Origin of the sequence: Comamonas thiooxydans, assembly GCF_000964545.1 — a bacterium.
Taxonomy (GTDB): domain Bacteria; phylum Pseudomonadota; class Gammaproteobacteria; order Burkholderiales; family Burkholderiaceae_C; genus Comamonas; species Comamonas thiooxydans.
The window spans coordinates 1-16,994 of sequence record NZ_BBVD01000011.1 but is presented as its reverse complement, the minus strand read 5'-3'; the positions used below and the strand labels follow the sequence as shown (position 1 = coordinate 16,994).

The window sequence follows — 16,994 nt, the reverse complement described above, 5'->3', positions numbered from 1 at the left end:
GCCTGCCTCCGAGGAGGACAGGCCTTTTTACCTGGCAAGCTGGCGCAATCAGGCCAGCAACTGCCTCAGCACATAGGGCAGGATGCCGCCATGGCGGTAGTAGTCCACCTCGATGGGGGTATCGATGCGCAGCTTCACGGTCACGGTTTTCTTGCTGCCATCGGGCCTGGTGATCACCAACTGGGCATCGCTTTGCGGCGCCAGGTCGGCGGCCGGGATCACATCGATGAACTCCTCGCCCGTCAGACCCAGGGTTTGCCAGCTGTCATTGCCCTTGAACTGCAGCGGCAACACGCCCATGCCCACCAGATTGGAGCGGTGAATGCGCTCGAAGCTGCGCGCCACCACGGCCTTGATGCCCAGCAGTTGCGTGCCCTTGGCCGCCCAGTCGCGGCTGGAGCCCGTGCCGTATTCCTCGCCTGCCAGCACCACCGTGGCACGGCCCGCGGCCTGGTATTTCATGGCCGCGTCGTAAATGGCCATCTTCTCGGCCCGGCCATGGTCGTCGCGGAACAGGGTGACACCGCCCTCCTCGCGCGAGCCGTCGCCTGCGGCGGGGATCATCAGATTCTTGATACGCACATTGGCAAAAGTGCCGCGCATCATCACCTCGTGGTTGCCCCGGCGCGAGCCATAGCTGTTGAAGTCGGCCTTATGCACGCCATGCTCGAGCAACCACTTGCCTGCCGGCGAAGACTCCTTGATGGAGCCTGCGGGCGAGATATGGTCGGTGGTGATGGAGTCACCGAACAAGGCCATGATGCGAGCACCGTGCACCGCGCTGGAGTTAGAGCCTTTCTGACCTGCAGCGCTACCCCCGTCTTCGGGTGGTGCTTTCAAATCCAGAGCGAAGTCGGCAAAGAACGGCGGCTCGGCGATATAGGTGCTCTCGGGCCAGGTATAGGTGGCGCCCGTCACACCCCGAATCTTTTCCCAGAGCTTGCCCGGCTCGCTGGCCACCTGCTCGTAATTGCTGCGGAAGGCCTTGCCGTTCATGGCGAACTTGAGCAGCTCCTGAATTTCCTCGCTGCTGGGCCAGATATCGCCCAGATACACATCCTTGCCGCCCTTGCCCTTGCCCACGGGCTCGGTCATCAGGTCCTTGCGCACCGTGCCGGCAATCGCGTAAGCCACCACCAGCGGAGGGCTGGCCAGGAAGTTGGCCTTGATATTGGGGTGAATGCGGGCCTCGAAATTCCGGTTGCCCGAGAGCACGGCCGAGCAGACCAGATTGTTCTGCGTGATGACGGCATTGATCTCGGGGGTGAGATCACCGGCATTGCCGATGCAGGTGGTGCAGCCGTAGCCTGCCAGCGCAAAGCCCAGTTTTTCCAGATAAGGCAGCAAGCCCGCCTCGGTCAGATAGCGGGTGACCAGGCGAGAGCCCGGGGCCAGCGAGGTCTTGATATGCGGCTTGACCTTGAGGCCTGCCTGCACCGCCTTCTTGGCCAGCAGGCCCGCCGCCAGCATGACGCTGGGATTGGAGGTATTGGTGCAGCTGGTGATGGCTGCAATCAGCACATCGCCGCTGCCGATATCGAAGCTCTTTTCCGGCGCTGCAACCGCATGGCTGGCATCAACAGCAATCGCACTGGCCTCGACCTTGCCGGTCTCGGGCGTGTTGCTCACCATCTCGGCCTTGTTGCGCTCCGCACCGGCCGACAGGGGTTTGCTCTCGGGCTGCAAGGCCTCGGGACCATCGGGGCTCACCACGTGGCGACGCGCCAGCTGATCGGCAGGGAGATTGAAGCCATTCTGGGCCACGGGAGCGCTGAACAGCTCGTCGAACTGCCCGGCCACATGGCCGATCTCGATGCGGTCCTGCGGGCGCTTGGGCCCGGCCAGACTCGGTGCCACCTTGCCCAGATCCAGCTTGACCACATGCGAGTAGTCGATTTCGCCGGCCTTGGGCACGCCAAACAGCTGCTGGGCCTTGAAGTAGGCTTCGAAGGCCTGAATCTCGCTCTTGGTACGTCCCGTTCCCTTGAAGTACTCGATGGTCTTTTCATCGACTGGGAAGAAACCCATGGTCGCCCCATACTCAGGAGCCATATTGCCGATGGTGGCGCGATCCGGCAGCGACAGGCTGCGCGTTCCTTCGCCAAAGAACTCGACGAACTTCCCGACCACTTTTTCCTTGCGCAGCAGCTCCGTGACGGTGAGCACCAGATCGGTGGCCGTCACGCCTTCGCGCAACTGGCCGGTCAACTCGAAGCCCACCACATCAGGCGTGAGGAAGTACACAGGCTGGCCCAGCATGGCCGCCTCGGCCTCGATGCCGCCCACACCCCAGGCCACCACGCCTATGCCGTTGATCATGGTGGTATGGCTGTCGGTGCCGACCAGGGTGTCGGGGTAGTACACCGCATCACCCTTGCCGCTCCTGGCCTTGTGCACGCCGCGCGCCAGGTATTCCAGATTGACCTGGTGCACGATGCCGAAACCCGGCGGCACGACACCAAAGGTGTCGAAGGCCTGCATGCCCCATTTCATGAACTGGTAGCGCTCCTGGTTGCGCTGGAACTCCAGCTTCATGTTCAGGTCCAGCGCCTTCTTGGTGCCGAAGTAGTCCACCATGATGGAGTGGTCCACAACCAGGTCCACGGGCACCAGCGGCTCGATGGACTTGGGCTTCTTGCCCAGCTTGGCAGCGGTGCTGCGCATCGCGGCCAGATCGGCCAGCAAGGGCACGCCGGTGAAGTCCTGCAGCACCACGCGCGCGACGACAAACGGAATCTCGTCGACCCGCTCGGCCTTGGGTTGCCAGCGCGCCAGCTGCGCCACATGCTCCTCGGTGATCTTGTTGCCGTCACAGTTGCGCAGCACCGATTCGAGCACGATACGAATCGAGACAGGCAGGCGCTTGATCTCCGGGAACTGCTTGGCCAGGGCCGGCAAGGAATAGAACTTGCCCTTCTTGCCCTCGGCCAGTTCAAAGGACTTCAGGGTTTTGGCAAAAGCATGCGACATCGTGAGACTCTCCATGGACAGAACACAGGGAAAACGCTTTTGCATTCCATTGTGCACACAATGCCCGTGAAAAGGGTGGGACAGGGCGCCGGCAACGCAAACCGGCTCACATGGGCGCAAGAAAAGAAAGCCCGCACGGGGCGGGCTGGAGTCGCGCCGAAGCAAGCTCAGGCGCCGGCGTCCGGCAGAAAATCCTCTCCTTCGCTCAAGGGCGCAAAGCGGTAGCTGGCCGGCGTGCGGCTGAGCTTGACCGGAGCGCCCAGCCCCTGGTATTGGCCCATCGTCACCACCATCTCGCGGTGTACGGTGTGCGGGTGCTCAAGCGCCTGAGCTACATCGAGCACCGGCGCGGCAGGCACGCCGATGGCCATCAGCTCGTCGGCAAGCTTCACGCCATCTAAGGGCGCAAACGCCTGCTCGAGCAAGGGCTTGAGTTCGGCACGATGGACGGAGCGCTGGCCTGCGGTGGCAAAGCGCTCGTCCTGCGCCAGTCCCTCCTGCCCGACATGCTGGCACAGCAACCGGAACTGCCTGTCGTTGCCCACGGCCAGAAAGATGGGAGCACCGCCCGTGCTGAGCACGTCATAGGGATAGATATTGGGATGTGCATTGCCCGAACGCTGCGGCACCTTGCGCCCCATGAACCAGTTGGCCGCATGGGGGTGGAGCAGCGACAGCCCGGAGTCGTAGAGCGAAGCATCCACCAGTTGCCCCTGTCCGCTGCGCCCCCGCTCGTGCAGTGCCAGCAGCACGCCTATGGTGGCATTCAGCCCCGTCACCATGTCCACCACCGGCAGTCCCACGCGCAGCGGCTCGCCGTCGGCTTCGCCGTTGATGCTCATGATGCCGGCCATGGCCTGGATGGCGGCGTCGTAGCCGGGCAGGCTTCCCAGAGGGCCGTCGGCGCCGAAGCCCGTGACGCGGCACCAGATCAGATGCGGCAGCTCTTCGCGCATCTGCTCATAGCCTATGCCCCATTTCTCCATGGTGCCGACCTTGAAGTTCTCCACCACCACATCAGCCTCGGCCATCAAGGCGCGCACGCGCTGCTGGCCTTCGGGCGCGGACAGGTCGAGAAACTGGAGGCGCTTGTTGCGGTTCAAGCCGAAGTAGTAGGAGGCCACGCCGTCGCGAAACGGAGGCCCCCAGGTGCGGGTGTCATCGCCCTGCGGCGGCTCCACCTTGAGCACATCGGCGCCATGGTCGCCCAGTATCTGGCCGCAGAACGGCCCGCCGAGAATGCGTGACAGATCAAGCACCTTGACGCCCTGCAGGGCTCCGGCGCCAATCGTGGCTGGATTGTGCATGTTTCACTTTCCGACAAAATGCGGGCCCATGGCCTGCGTGTTGATCAAAGATTGCTCGTGGGCTTGCACCGCCAGTCTCGGCAGCCCATGTCTCAGGCCAGAGGCTTTCGGCCCACGCTGCGCACCAGCGCGCTCAGGCGCTGATGGATGGCATGGAAGCTCTGGTCCGCCTCTAGCTGCGAGGCAACAGGCTGGCGCAGGTGCTTGCCCTCCAGTTCCAGCTTGGCGCGGATTTCCGGATTCACCAGCGCCTGCCCTATGGCGCTGCGCAGCGCGGCAACCCGGTCCGCGGAGGTGCCCCTCTTCACAAAATAGCCCGCACTGACGGTGTATTCAAAATCCGGGCTGAGGCGGCTTTGCGATATCAGCGGAACATGGGTCAGCTCCTTGGGCAATACCTTGGAAAAGCTGGTCAGAATCTTCAGCCGTCCCTGCTTGGCCATGCCTTCAAAGCTTGCCTGATAAGGCAGGATGGCGAAGTCCACCTGCCCTCCTGCCAGGTCCTGCAGGGCCGGCGCGCCGCCCTTGTAGGGCACATGCAAAAACGGCAGCCTCAGTCTGGCTGCGAGAGCATCGCCCATGAGGTTGTACATGGAGTCCACTCCCACCGTGCCATAGGTCAGCGGGCCGTTCTTGCTGGCGCGTGCATATTCAAAGAACTCGTCATAGCTGTTGACCGGCAGCCCGCTCTTGACCATGAGCACTATGGGCGATTCCGTCGTGGGAGCGGCCAGCGTGAAGTCCCCCGGCTTGTAGCGCGCTGCCGTATTGAGCATGGGCGCCAGGAAGATCTCGTTGGCCGAACCATGGAAGAACATATAGCCGTCTGCAGGCGCGTTGAGCACCTTGGCTGCGGCAATCAGGCCCGTTCCGCCGCCCAGGTTCTCCACCACCACCTGCTGCCTGATGCTGCGGCCTATGGATTCGGCAAAGATGCGCGCCGCCACATCGCTGGCCCCGCCTGCGGGAAAAGGCACCATAAGGACCAGAGGCTTGGCCGGAAAGCTTTCTGCAGCCCGGACCCAGCTCGAACCTGCCGCCAGGGCAGCCGTCTGCCACAGCGTGTGCCGCATAAAGCCGCGGCGGTTCCATGTGTTCATCTCTTCTCTCCCGTTCAAGGTGCGACCGCTCAGGCCAGATAGCTTTGCACCAAGTGCGCCCAGAAGGCCGCACCTATGGGCAGGGCCTTGTCGTTGAAGTCGTACAGCGGGTTGTGCACCATGCAGCCTCCGTCCTCCCCCACGCCATTGCCCAGCCGGATATAGGCGCCGGGGCGCTTTTGCAGCATGTAGGCAAAGTCTTCGCTACCCATGGTCGGCGTGCGCTCGCTCACCTTGTCCTCGCCCAGCAGGCGTATGGCCACCTGCCGCGCGTATTCGGTCTGGGCTGCGCAATTCACGAGCACCGGGTACTTGTGCACGTAGTCGATGTCGCAGCTGAGCTGATAGCTCTCGGCCTGGGCCTGCACAAAGGCCTTGATGCGCTTTTCCACCCAACTGCGCACGTCCGGGTGCAGGGCGCGCACGCCGATCTTGAGCACGGCGCTTTCAGGCACGATGTTGAAGACCTCGCCGGCCTGGATGGAGCCCACCGTGATCACGGCCGCCTGCTGGGCATCGATCTCGCGCGTGATGATGGACTGCAGCCCCAGCACGATGCTGGCCGCGCACTGCATGCTGTCTATGCCGTGATGCGGCATGGCGCCATGGGCACTGCGCCCGCGCAGCGTAACGGTCACGCGGTCGAACGATGCCATGGCCGGTCCCTGGCTGATGGCCATCCGGCCCACGGGCAAACCCGGTGCGTTGTGAAGCGCATAGATCTCGTCGCAGGGAAACAGCTCGAACAGCCCCTCGTCCACCATGCGCATGGCACCGCCTTCGTTCTCCTCGGCCGGCTGGAAGATCAGGTTCAGCGTGCCGTTGAAATCGAGCTTCTCGGCGACGTACTTTGCCGCGCACAGCAGGATGGCTGTATGTCCGTCATGGCCGCAGGCATGCATTTTCCCGGGCAGGCGGCTGGCGTAGTCCAGGCCTGTTCTTTCATGGATAGGCAAGGCATCCATGTCCGCGCGTATGCCCAGCGACTTGCTCCCCGAGCCCTTTTTGAGCACGCCGACCACACCGGTGACACCCAGGCCGCGGTGCACCGCATAACCCCAACGGGCCAGGGAATCGGCCACCATGTCGCTGGTGCGCGTCTCTTCGAAAGCCAGTTCGGGATGGGCATGGATGCTGCGGCGGATCTCCACGAACTCGGCAGCAACGGACTGCAGTTGGGCGAGCAGAAGGGAAGTTGAAGATGTCATGGCTATGGATAGTTGAAATACCCCGACTCATGCCTTGCATGGGCTCTCGGGCAGTGGCAGGCAGTGCGAAACAGTGTCCTCCTCTCGGCCAAGGCGAGACGTTTCGAAAAGTTCTAACACGTCCACCCTTCGATGGCATGCCTGCGCTTGCGCCCAAGCGACAGCGCCATCAGTCAAGCTTCACGCCGGCCTTTTTCACCACCTCGCTCCATTTGTCGAGCTCGCTCTTCACGAAGCCGGCCAGATAGGCGGGCTGGGCATCCGCGCCGCGCTCCAGGCCCTGGGCCGCAAAGGCTTTCTTCACATTCTCGGAATCCAGCGCCTTGGCATAGGCCTGATTGAGCAGCTCCACCCGCTCCACCGGCATGCTCTTGGGGCCGACCACGCCGAAGAACACGCTCACGTCATAGCCTGCCAGACCCTGCTCGGCGATCGTGGGGATCTGGGGCATGGCACTGGAGCGTTTGGCCGTGGCCACGCCAAGGGCCTTGACCTTGCCGGCCTTGATATAGGGCATGGCCGTGAGGATGTCGGTGAAAGTCATGTCCACCTGACCGGCCAGCAGGTCGTTAAGCGCCGGCCCCGTGCCCCTGTAGGGCACATGCTGCAGCTGGGTGCCGGCCAGGCCGTTGAACAGCACACCCGCCAGATGGGATGAAGCGCCATTGCCCGAAGACGCGAAATTGAGCTTGCCGGGCTTGCTCTTTTCCAGCGCGATCAGTTCCTTGACGTTGCTGACACCCAAGTCCGGCCGAACCACCAGCACATTGGGCAGATAGCCCACGTAGATGATGGGCGTGAAGCTGGTGCGCGGGTCGTAGCTGATGGACTTGTACAGCGGCTTGTTGATGGCCAGCGGACCCGAAGTACCGAACATCAGCGTATAGCCGTCAGGCTTGGCACGTGCCACGAAGTCCGCTCCGATATTGCCGCCGGCGCCAGCCTTGTTCTCCACGATCACGCTCTGGCCCAGCTCCTTGGTCAGCTCGGTCGCCAGAATGCGTGCCATGGCATCGGTAGGGCCGCCGGGCGGAAACGGCACGATGAACGTGATGGGGCGTGTCGGATATTTCTCCTGGGCAAGCGCGGGCAGTGCCGCCGACAGGGCGGCGGATGCCATCAGGCCCAGCGCTGCGCGTCTGGCTTTATGCATGTCTGTCTCCTTGGAAGGGTGTTGCCGATGAACCGGCAAAATCACTGCGGGGTGCCGCCGGCAACGGCCTTGAAGCGCTCCATGCGCGTCTTCTCGCGTGCGTAGGCGCTCCTCGCGTACTGCTCGAACTCTTGCGGGCTGCGGTAGTTCAGCGGCTGATTGAGTTGTTCGAGGATCTTGCGCCCCTGTGTCGACTCCAGCGCCGCCTTGAAGGCGTCATGAATGATGCGCAGCCGCGCCGGCGCCAGGCCGGCAGGGGCGGCAATGCCATAGGGCGACTCGATCACCGCATCCACGCCCAGCTCTCTCAAAGTGGGCACTTGGGGGAACTGCGGAACACGGCTGGACGTGAACATTGCCAGGTAGCGCAATCGGCCCGACTGGATATGCTGGGAGGCTACGCCGGAGAGCACGCCCGCATCGATGTGGCCGCCCAGCAGGTCGCTGGCCTGCTCCGAGTCTCCCTTGTAGGGCACGCGATTGAGCTGCAGGCCCGTGAACTGCACCAGCTCGCTCAGTACGATGCTGGGCGTTTGCACCGGACCGGCCGCACCGACGGAGATCTGGCCGGGACGCCTGCTCGCATCTTCGGTAAACTCCTTCCAGCTCTTCCACGGTGCATCCCGACGCACAGCCAGCCCGAAGGTGTAGTCGGTCATGCCGATCACGTAGCTCAGCTTCAAGGGGTCGAAGCTCACCCGGTTCAGATACGGTTCGCGATAGACACTGGCAGGCAGCACCGCCAGGGTGTAGCCATCCGGCTGAGCCCGCGCCAGCTCCACCGCACCAAACGTGCCGTTGGCGCCTGGCTTGTTCTCTATGACCACCAGTTGCCCCAGCAGCTGCGAGGCTTGCTGTGCCACCACCCGCAAATGCGCGTCCGTCGGTCCGCCGGCACCATAGGGAACCACCAGGCGAATCGGCCGAACCGGATAGGATTCGCTCTGAGCCTGCGTGGCAGAATGGGCTGCCGCCAACAGGACTGCACCCGAGGCTGCGGCCAGCAGCCGTCGGCGCTCTCTTGCGTGATTGCGCATACTTGTCTCCTTGCAGAAATAATCCGAGAGCCGATAACACCTTTTTCATGAAGCGTTTCAGCCGTTTCTTCTACTTATTTCAAGGCCGCCGGCAATCGCTCCTGCCACTGCGCCGGCACGGCAGCCGCATCGACCAGCGGATCGCGCGGCAGCACACGGTGCAGCAGCACCAGTTGCGACAGGCGCAGGCGCTCGGCCGAGCCGGTCTGTGCGGCTTCCCAAGCCATGGCGATGGCCGTGGTGCAGTTGTAGAGAGCTGTGGCGGCCTGGCGGGCCAGCACTTCGCCACCGTCCTGAGCGGCCCTGTCGGCCAGGGTGCCGGCGCGGGCCAATGCATCTTCCAGCGCCTGGCGGTAACCGGGCACCAGACTGGCATGATCGAGCAAGCCATGCAGATACTGCTGCAGCACAGGCAACGAACCTTCGCGCTTGATGGCGCGGATCACGTCCAGCGCCACGATATTGCTCGTACCTTCCCAGATGGAGCCCAGGTGGGCATCGCGCACCAGACGCGGATCGCTCCACTCCTCGATATAGCCACAACCGCCGCGCACTTCCATCGCATCACCAGTGACCTTGCGTGCATCGCGGCAGGCGCGGAACTTGATCAGCGGCGTCAGAATGCGCAGCAGCGCATAGGCATCCGGCTGGCCCGCGTCGGAGCGCATCAGCGTCTGCGCGGTCTGGAACACCATGGTGCGCGCCTGCTCGGCGGGCACGCGCAGCTTGTCGAGCTGGCGCTGCATCAGCGGCATCTGCTCCAGGCGCTTGCCAAAGGCAATGCGTTCATGGGCGATGAATTCGGCCTCGGCCACAGCACGGCGCATCATGCCGGCGGAACGCACACCGTTGGACAAGCGCGAGTTGTTGACCATGTCGGCCATCTGCACAAAGCCCCGGCCTTGCTGGCCCACGAGATAGGCCACGGCGCCGTCCATGCGGATCTCGCCGCTGGCCATGGACTTGGTGCCCAGCTTGTCCTTGAGACGGATGATGCGGTAACGGTTGGTGCTGCCATCGTCCAGGGAACGCGGCAGCAGAAACAGCGAGATGCCCTTCATGCCCGGCGCCCCGCCCTCCACACGAGCCAGCACCATGGCGAACTCGGCATCGGGGTTGGAACAGAACCACTTGTCGCCGGTGAGAAGCCATGAGCCGTCGGCCTGCGGGGCGGCCAGAGTCAGCGTGCTGGCGATGTCCGAGCCTGCGGCCTGCTCGGTCATGAACATCGCGCCCTGGGCCTGGTTCTCCCAATCCAGTGAGAGCAGCTGAGGCAAATACTTGTCCACCAGCTCGGGGGTACCGTACTTCTTGAGCGTGCGCGTCAGCGAATCGGTCATGGACAACGGGCAGCACAGACCGAACTCGGACTGCACGAACAGAAAGGTCAGTGCGTACTTGACGATGGGCGGCATCTTGCCGCTCCAGCCCAGCATGTCTTCCCGGTGCGAAATGGCTTGCAGGCCGAACTCTCCGTAAGCGATGCGCTCAAGCTCTTCATAGGCTGGATGCTTGATGATGCGCTGGCTGTCCTGGCCGGCGCGGCTGCGGTGCTCGAGCGTGGGCGGATTCCTGTCGGCCATGCCGGCCAGCTCGTCGATGCGCCCACCGGCCAACTCGCCCATGCGCTGCAGATAGGGCTGCAGATGGGCCAGCAGATCGGCTGGCAGATAAAGCGCCAGCAGCGACTGCAACTCAGGATCGGTGGCATAGAAATTGGCACCGTGGCGATCAGGCACGGGATGGGCAGCCTGGGCCACGGCATGCATCTGGCTCTTATCGTTGGCGGACATGAACGTCTCCTGCTGAATTCGAATATCCCCTGAGGAGCTGAGCACCCTCTCATTGGAAAGAGGACGACAACCTCGCTACAGGGCTTACCTTGCTTGCCATCTCTGGGTTCGGCCATGACGAATTCAGGCGATATGTACCGCACACAAAGCCGGCAATTGAGGCAAGGACTGCCACGAATTTCAGCACCCTCATATATTCACGTCAAATATTATTAAAATCTTTCTCAATACTTTTTAAATATCAATAAATCATGGAACTGAGGTTGCTGCACTACTTCGTCACCCTCGCCGAAGAGCTTCATTTCAGCCGTGCGGCGCAGCGGCTGTCGATCTCCCAGCCCCCGCTGTCCGTGGCCATCAAGCAGCTGGAGCAGGAACTGCAGGCCCAGTTGTTCGAGCGCAGCAGCAAGGGCGTACGGCTGACTGCGGCCGGTGAACATTTGCTGGACAAGGCACGCCAGCTATTGGCCCTGAGTCAGCAGGCCGCACAGGAAACGCGCGACGTGGCCCAGGGCACGCGCGGCCATCTGCGCCTGGGCTTCGTGGGGTCGAGCCTGTACCGCGGCTTGCCACAGGCGCTGGAACGGTTCCAGCACGACCACCCCCTGGTGCGCGTGGACATGCTTGAGGCCAACAGCGCAGAGCAAATCCTGGACCTGCAGCAAATGCGGCTGGACATGGCCCTGGTCCACTCCATACAGCCGCCCGAAGGAATTGCCAGCCGGCTGCTGATGGAAGAGCCTTTCGTGGTCTGCCTGCCCGACCGCCACCCGCTGCAGACCAGCGCCGCCATCGATCTGGCCGAACTCAAAAACGACCGTCTGATTCTGTTCTCCAGCCTGGTCTCGCCTACCTATCACCAGCGCATCTACGAGATGTGCCTGGCCCATGGCTTTGCACCCGAAGTACGCCACGAGGTACGACACTGGCTGTCGGTGATCTCGCTGGTTTCGCTGGGTCAGGGCGTGGCACTGGTACCCCAGGCGCTGACACGCGTGGGCATGCCGCGCCTGGTATTCCGCCCGCTCAAAGGCTCGCACCCATCATCAGAGATGCTGGCCATGTGGCGGCGTACACCGGCCAATCCGCTGGTGCAGGCATTGCTGGCCTGCCTGCAGCAGGCCGTGACGGAACTATGAGGCCAAGTCAGGACTGATCATCGCTGACCGGCAGGCCTGCCCGGATCTGTTTCAACGCTTCACCGTCGAATTCTTCGAAATAGCATTGGCTGCTCAAAGGAACGCTTATTGGCATGGAAATAAGAGGCCAGGACGATTTACACAACTCCGGGCAATTCATCCTGCCACTTGGCTAGTGAATGGGAAGCCGGTCACGCGCTTGGCTCGGGGGGGAGCGTAGGTACGGACCTTGGAGGTGCTCAGGCCCAGGCGCACGAGCGACTCGGCAATGGTCACGGCCGCGGCTACTCCATCGACCACTGGTACACCGGTCAGTTCACGGATCCTGGCATCCAGTTCAGCCATACCTCCACAGCCGAGGCAAATGACTTCCGCATGGTCTTCGCTGACGGCAAGGCTGGCTTGACGAACAATCGCTTCGACCGCGCGCTCGGGTTGAGTTTCCAACTCCAGCACAGCCATGCCGCTGGCGCGAACCGATGCACAGCGCTCGTCCAGGCCGGCAAGCTTGAGTCGATCCTCGATCAATGGGACAGCTCGATCCAGCGTCGTGACCACCGAGTATTTGTGGCCCAGGAACATGGCCGCGGTGGCCGCTGCCTCGGTGATGTCCACAACGGGAACGTCCAGCAACTCCTGCAGGCCCTCGCGGCCATGTTCACCGTAGCCGGCTTGAATGACTGCATCAAAGGGTTGTCCATAGCTCATCACGGCGTCCATGACGCCGACCGCGGCAAGATAGCTCTCAAAATTCCCCTCGACCGATTCGGCACCAAAGCGCGGGGTCAGCGCGACTATCTCTGTTCCAGGCGCAGCAACCTTCCGAGCTTGCATGCCAATGGCATGGGTCATCGACTCAGTGGTGTTCACGTTCACGATCAAAATGCGCATGATTTTCAACTTTCCTTCTCAGTGTTTGGCGGAGGCTACGGAAATGGCTTCGCCATCCTGGTCTTCGTAGGCGAGACCTTTCGGTGCAACCATCCAATAGAACAAGGCACCCAGTCCGGCTGCGATGAACCAGGAGAACTGGGACAGCGATTGCAGCGTCGGCAGGAATGCAAAGAGCAGCGAGATCAGGGATGAAGGAATCAGGGCCTGAATTGCCTTCGGATTGATGCCATTGCGGTAGTGATAGGGGCCTGCAGGGTCGTGTGTATAGAGCGCCGGAACGTTCACGCGCTGTTTGCGGATCAGCCAGTAGTCAGCCATCACGATGCCGAACAGCGGTCCCAGAAATGAACCCAGCCCTCCCAGGAAGTAGACGATGACCAGCGGAGAGTTGTAGAGATTCCAGGGCAGGATCACGAAGCCGAGAACCGCACTGACAAGAGCTGCCCGGCGGAAGTTCAGATGCCTGGGCATGAGGTTGGCCAGCGCCAGGGCAGGAGCCACGAAATTGGCCATCAGGTTCACGGCGATGGTCAAAATCAGCAGCGAAAGACTGGCCAACATCAACAGCGGCTTATTGGGAATGTTCTGGACGATGTCGGTCGGGCTTTGAATCAGCGTGCCGTCGATGGCAAGCTGGCCGCCTGTCAGGATGACCACGATCAAGCCGAAGATCAGCATATTGATCGGAATGCCCCAGAAATTGCCTTTCACCACGGCGCTGCTTGAGGTGGCTGCACGTGTGAAATCACAGAAGTTCAGCACGAAGGTGCCGTAGATCGCCACCCATAGCGAAGCAGCGCCCAGGATCTGCAGCCACATGGCTCCGCCACTGCTTTCAAAAGGAGCGGACCAGTGCAGAGTCCACTTGGCGCTGTAGAAGATCCATCCTGCCAGGGCAATGAAAGTCAACAGAATTACAGGCCCGGCAAAGGCCTCGTACTTTCGGATGCTCTCCATGCCCCAGCAGGCAATGAGAACCTGCACAACCCACAGGATGGAAAAGCTGATCCAGCCCAGCAATGGCAGGCCCAGCACGACTTGCTCTTTCAGCGACTGCAAGCCGGGAAACAGCGTGATCAGCATCACGTCGAGGACCATCGATGCCAGGTAGGTTTGAATGCCGAACCAGGCAATGGCGACTCCGCCGCGGATCAATGCTGGGATCTGCGCACCGCGTGTACCAAAGCTGATGCGGCTCATCACCGGAAAGGGAATCCCTGTACGGGTCCCCATAAAGCCCGAGAGGGACAGCAGCACGAACAGAAATGCCGCCCCCAGCAGAAGCGCCATCAGAATCTGATGTCCTCCCAGCCCAAGCGTGAAAAGACCGATGGCAAACGCGTAGTTGCCGAGGCTGTGTACATCGTTGGCCCAAAGAGTGAACAGGCTGTAGCTCCCCCAGGTACGCCCCTCTTTCGAGGTAGGTGCCAGATCGTGGTTGTACAGCGCCGGAGAAACTCCGGTCGGCAAGCCTTTATCTCGCTTTGGGCTGGTGGTGTTGGCCCCCGAGGTTAGTGACTCACCATGGGTGTCCAGTACTAGGTTGTTCATATGCCGCCTTCCATCAGGGTGCTCCATGGAGCCCCTTTGCCATGACCTCATTTCGGCTGAGCGGGTCATGCTTGTCTACCGTTATTAGCGGCTACGGGCGACGCAGGCCTGCAGCCATGTTTTCGCTGCTGAAGAGCTGTGATGCTTATGAAGCGAATCAAATCTGCCTCATGTCCACTGCTTCAGCAAGCTTGTCCAGAAATGCTTTGAACACATCGCTGACATGCATGCAATGTATACAAGACATGAATTCAAGATGCTAGTAGGAACCCTGGTTCTATCGGCCAGAGATATTGGTTCGATGGAGTCCTCAGATGGGAGGACAAACGGTCAGTAGCAGGCGCAGCAAGCCCTGGCGTGCATTTCTGCCCTGGGCGAGGTGCTGAAACCTACACTTTGATCATGGCTGTTTTGCGTAGATACCCATCTATGAACCTCTCCACGATCCGCGCTGAGCAAAGCCAGGTTGCTGTGCGTATCAAGGGGCTATAGAAAGTACTCTCGAAGTCACACACCGGAATGAGTACCAGTAGTCACTGCTCAGTTGTTGCAAAGCCGGCATTCAGCCCGCGTCCATCGCTGCAATATTGCTCGCCAACGAGCAATCGGCGCTGATGCTCCCATGGCTTTGAGATCAGTTGCGATGCCGGGCAGGACAGTGACAGCTGCATTCACCAAGGGCGGCAGCAGTTGAAATAGATGGATAGTCCATTCGGTGGGCAATGCGGAGACCAGCGCTTTGTTGCGATCGGTGGCATTGGCAATTCTTGCTGGAAGACCATTCCACGATGCGATGGCTATCCATGTGGTTTCATGGCCCTGATTGAAACCGTTCCGGCGTCTATCCGCAACGCGAGCCATTCCAAGTCCTGGTCGAGGAACCGGCATAGCGCCGGTGCCATGATCACCATGGACCGAGGCGGCTCCTTGATGAATGCTGCCGGGCACGATCAGCGAACGCGTAAGTCATCACCGGCACAGATGGCGAGCTCAATCGCCCCCTGGTAGGGACAAGCGCTTCAAGCCTCATTATTGGCTCGCCGCAAAGTGTTGGGAGCTCGAGATCGGCAAAGCGGCCGAGCGGCTCAACCAGGCTGGATCCCGCCAAGGACTCCTATCGACTTTGAAACGCCTATTTGGCTGAAGACGAATCTTCAGGAGCCAGAATGGAGCGGAGTCGGTTGCGTGCTCCGCGACGACCGATCAGGCTTTCATCAAGGCGCGATGCCAATGCATCGATGTGAGCAATCATTAATTGTTCAGCCCGCAGATTGTCTCCAGCCGCCAGCGCCTCAACAATGGCGGCGTGATCGTCATTGAAGACTCTGGCCTCGGTCTTCGATTGGTATAGATCTGAAATCAGAGTTGTTCGTGCCGAGAGATCGACCATCATAGAAGTCAGGAACCGATTGCCGAGACACTCTGCCAGGCAAATATGAAAGTCGGCCAGCAGCCAGCTGCGAGCTTCTGCGTCCCCACAGGCAATGGCTTTGCGCTCTTCGGCGATGTGCTTGCGCAGGCGTTTCAGTGTTGCCTGCAAGGGTTGACCAGCATCACGCAGCATGCCCGGCTCAACGACGCGCCTCGCTGCATAGGTTTCCTGAGCTTCCTCAAACGAAGGCTCTGCAACATACCAGCCAACCCTGGAGCGGACTTCCACAAATCCCCGGGTCTGAAGGTGCATCAAGGCCTCGCGGACCAGGGTGCGGCTGACCTGAAACAAGTCCGCAATGTCTTGTTCACCCAGTTTCTCTCCCGGACGAAGCTTGGCTGTCAGGATCGACTCTATGAGACGCTCGGCGATCTTGGTTTTGGTGATGACTGGAGTACTCATTAAATTGATTTTATGCGACCGAGCTGTTACGAAGTTGAGGATAGGAAGAGTCAATAAATTCGACCATGCCCGCAATGGCAGGTGATAAATATTGCGCTCCAGAGAACATATGACGGAGCTGACTGAAGGAGGAGCGTAAGTTAAATATGCCTAGTGGGCTATTCGTCTTTCTTCTCCTGCGGTTGTCTCAAGAAACGTCCGGCACACCTTAAGGGAGAACACCTAGTTTTTCCTCAATCAATGTTGTATACAAGTGTTGAGTTCAAGATTTATGATGAAGCAATGGAAACCTCACTCACCTGGTCCATTGCAGAAAGTCTGACCAAAGCAATTGTTGAACATCGACTGATGCCCGGCACCAAGTTGTCGGAACAGAAGCTGGCCAATCATTTTGGTGTTTCCCGCACTCTGGTTCGCCAGGCTTTGTTTCATGCATCACAGAACCGGCTGATCAAGCTCGAGCCCACGCGCGGTGCCTTTGTGGCCACGCCCTCGGTTGAAGAAGCGCGCCAGGTCTTTGCCGTGCGTCGCATGCTCGAAGCCGAAATGGTGCGCAATTTTGCCGCGCAGCAGACACCCTCCCGCTTGTTGGAGCTCAAAGCGCATGTGGCTGCCGAAAGGAAGGCCATGGAAGCCAATGACGTGGGCCAGCGCACCGAGCTGCTGGGCGACTTCCACGTGCGCATGGCCGAGCTCATGGGCAATGAGGTGCTGGCTCAGCTGCTGGGCGAGCTGATTTCCCGCTGCGCATTGATCACCCTGATGTACCAGTCTGCATCAGCGGCCGAGCATTCGCACGAAGAACATGCCGACATCGTGACCGCACTGGCTGCGGGCAATGCCGAACATGCGGTGCAGCTGATGCAGTTGCACCTCAATCACATGGAAGAAGGTCTGTCCTTTAACCGTACTTTGCCAACGCACGATTTGTCGATGGCACTTTCATCCGTATCCCTATGACTTACGATTCCACCGCCTCCTACCCACGCGACCTGATTGGCTACGGTC

Annotated in this window: 13 protein-coding genes; 2 read left to right on the top strand and 11 right to left on the bottom strand. The window is 60.9% G+C overall.

Annotated elements, in window-relative coordinates:
- Positions 1 to 48 precede the first annotated feature (48 nt).
- From Cth01_RS17995 to Cth01_RS17965, 7 genes are all read right to left on the bottom strand, one after another.
- On the bottom strand, positions 49 to 2,970 hold the full coding sequence (locus Cth01_RS17995; protein ID WP_045840046.1) for an aconitate hydratase: 2,922 nt from the start codon (positions 2,968 to 2,970) through the stop codon (positions 49 to 51).
- 167 nt (positions 2,971 to 3,137) lie between these two features.
- Positions 3,138 to 4,277, bottom strand: a complete 1,140-nt coding sequence (locus tag Cth01_RS17990) for a CaiB/BaiF CoA transferase family protein (RefSeq protein WP_045839999.1) — start codon at positions 4,275 to 4,277, stop codon at positions 3,138 to 3,140.
- A 92-nt stretch (positions 4,278 to 4,369) separates the two neighbouring features.
- A complete protein-coding gene (locus Cth01_RS17985) occupies positions 4,370 to 5,377 on the bottom strand; it encodes a tripartite tricarboxylate transporter substrate binding protein (RefSeq protein ID WP_045839998.1) in 1,008 nt (335 codons plus the stop codon).
- Positions 5,378 to 5,406: 29 nt separating this feature from the next.
- The gene (locus tag Cth01_RS17980; protein ID WP_045839997.1) at positions 5,407 to 6,585 is read right to left on the bottom strand and encodes a M20 aminoacylase family protein; all 1,179 of its coding nucleotides are present in this window, start codon (positions 6,583 to 6,585) and stop codon (positions 5,407 to 5,409) included.
- 169 nt (positions 6,586 to 6,754) lie between these two features.
- Complete coding sequence (locus Cth01_RS17975; protein ID WP_045839996.1) at positions 6,755 to 7,738, bottom strand: Bug family tripartite tricarboxylate transporter substrate binding protein; 984 nt, start codon at positions 7,736 to 7,738, stop codon at positions 6,755 to 6,757.
- A gap of 41 nt (positions 7,739 to 7,779) precedes the next feature.
- Entirely contained in the window at positions 7,780 to 8,775 is a 996-nt protein-coding gene (locus Cth01_RS17970) for a tripartite tricarboxylate transporter substrate binding protein (RefSeq protein ID WP_045839995.1), read from the bottom strand.
- Between the two features lie 74 nt (positions 8,776 to 8,849).
- The gene (locus Cth01_RS17965) at positions 8,850 to 10,568 is read right to left on the bottom strand and encodes an acyl-CoA dehydrogenase family protein (RefSeq protein ID WP_045839994.1); all 1,719 of its coding nucleotides are present in this window, start codon (positions 10,566 to 10,568) and stop codon (positions 8,850 to 8,852) included.
- Positions 10,569 to 10,819: 251 nt separating this feature from the next.
- Between Cth01_RS17965 and Cth01_RS17960 the strand changes: the two genes are divergently transcribed.
- Positions 10,820 to 11,707, top strand: a complete 888-nt coding sequence (locus tag Cth01_RS17960) for a LysR family transcriptional regulator (RefSeq protein ID WP_034407481.1) — start codon at positions 10,820 to 10,822, stop codon at positions 11,705 to 11,707.
- A 156-nt stretch (positions 11,708 to 11,863) separates the two neighbouring features.
- Here the strand turns inward: Cth01_RS17960 and Cth01_RS17955 are convergent, their stop codons facing one another.
- The 4 genes from Cth01_RS17955 to Cth01_RS17940 all read right to left on the bottom strand — a co-directional run bounded on the left by Cth01_RS17955 (position 11,864) and on the right by Cth01_RS17940 (position 15,986).
- Positions 11,864 to 12,598, bottom strand: coding sequence for an aspartate/glutamate racemase family protein (locus Cth01_RS17955; protein WP_003063973.1), 735 nt, complete (start codon positions 12,596 to 12,598; stop codon positions 11,864 to 11,866).
- 18 nt (positions 12,599 to 12,616) lie between these two features.
- Positions 12,617 to 14,152 carry an NCS1 family nucleobase:cation symporter-1 gene (locus tag Cth01_RS17950; RefSeq protein WP_045839993.1) on the bottom strand — a complete coding sequence of 512 codons (1,536 nt, stop codon included), beginning with the start codon at positions 14,150 to 14,152 and terminating at the stop codon, positions 12,617 to 12,619.
- Positions 14,153 to 14,692: 540 nt separating this feature from the next.
- Entirely contained in the window at positions 14,693 to 15,013 is a 321-nt protein-coding gene (locus Cth01_RS17945; protein WP_156160282.1) for a hypothetical protein, read from the bottom strand.
- A 271-nt stretch (positions 15,014 to 15,284) separates the two neighbouring features.
- Positions 15,285 to 15,986 carry a GntR family transcriptional regulator gene (locus Cth01_RS17940; RefSeq protein WP_003063980.1) on the bottom strand — a complete coding sequence of 234 codons (702 nt, stop codon included), beginning with the start codon at positions 15,984 to 15,986 and terminating at the stop codon, positions 15,285 to 15,287.
- Between the two features lie 282 nt (positions 15,987 to 16,268).
- Here Cth01_RS17940 and Cth01_RS17935 point away from each other — a divergent pair, with 282 nt between their 5' ends.
- The gene (locus Cth01_RS17935) at positions 16,269 to 16,946 is read left to right on the top strand and encodes a GntR family transcriptional regulator (protein ID WP_045840045.1); all 678 of its coding nucleotides are present in this window, start codon (positions 16,269 to 16,271) and stop codon (positions 16,944 to 16,946) included.
- The last annotated feature ends 48 nt before the right edge of the window (positions 16,947 to 16,994 follow it).

Bases quoted from the DNA above. Each gene is read 5' to 3' on its own strand.
- Cth01_RS17995 (WP_045840046.1), bottom strand. From the start codon at position 2,970: ATGTCGCATGCTTTTGCCAAAACCCTGAAGTCCTTTGAACTGGCCGAG.
- Cth01_RS17990 (WP_045839999.1), bottom strand. From the start codon at position 4,277: ATGCACAATCCAGCCACGATTGGCGCCGGAGCCCTGCAGGGCGTCAAG.
- Cth01_RS17985 (WP_045839998.1), bottom strand. From the start codon at position 5,377: ATGAACACATGGAACCGCCGCGGCTTTATGCGGCACACGCTGTGGCAG.
- Cth01_RS17980 (WP_045839997.1), bottom strand. From the start codon at position 6,585: ATGACATCTTCAACTTCCCTTCTGCTCGCCCAACTGCAGTCCGTTGCT.
- Cth01_RS17975 (WP_045839996.1), bottom strand. From the start codon at position 7,738: ATGCATAAAGCCAGACGCGCAGCGCTGGGCCTGATGGCATCCGCCGCC.
- Cth01_RS17970 (WP_045839995.1), bottom strand. From the start codon at position 8,775: ATGCGCAATCACGCAAGAGAGCGCCGACGGCTGCTGGCCGCAGCCTCG.
- Cth01_RS17965 (WP_045839994.1), bottom strand. From the start codon at position 10,568: ATGTCCGCCAACGATAAGAGCCAGATGCATGCCGTGGCCCAGGCTGCC.
- Cth01_RS17960 (WP_034407481.1), top strand. From the start codon at position 10,820: ATGGAACTGAGGTTGCTGCACTACTTCGTCACCCTCGCCGAAGAGCTT.
- Cth01_RS17955 (WP_003063973.1), bottom strand. From the start codon at position 12,598: ATGCGCATTTTGATCGTGAACGTGAACACCACTGAGTCGATGACCCAT.
- Cth01_RS17950 (WP_045839993.1), bottom strand. From the start codon at position 14,152: ATGAACAACCTAGTACTGGACACCCATGGTGAGTCACTAACCTCGGGG.
- Cth01_RS17945 (WP_156160282.1), bottom strand. From the start codon at position 15,013: ATGGCTCGCGTTGCGGATAGACGCCGGAACGGTTTCAATCAGGGCCAT.
- Cth01_RS17940 (WP_003063980.1), bottom strand. From the start codon at position 15,986: ATGAGTACTCCAGTCATCACCAAAACCAAGATCGCCGAGCGTCTCATA.
- Cth01_RS17935 (WP_045840045.1), top strand. From the start codon at position 16,269: ATGGAAACCTCACTCACCTGGTCCATTGCAGAAAGTCTGACCAAAGCA.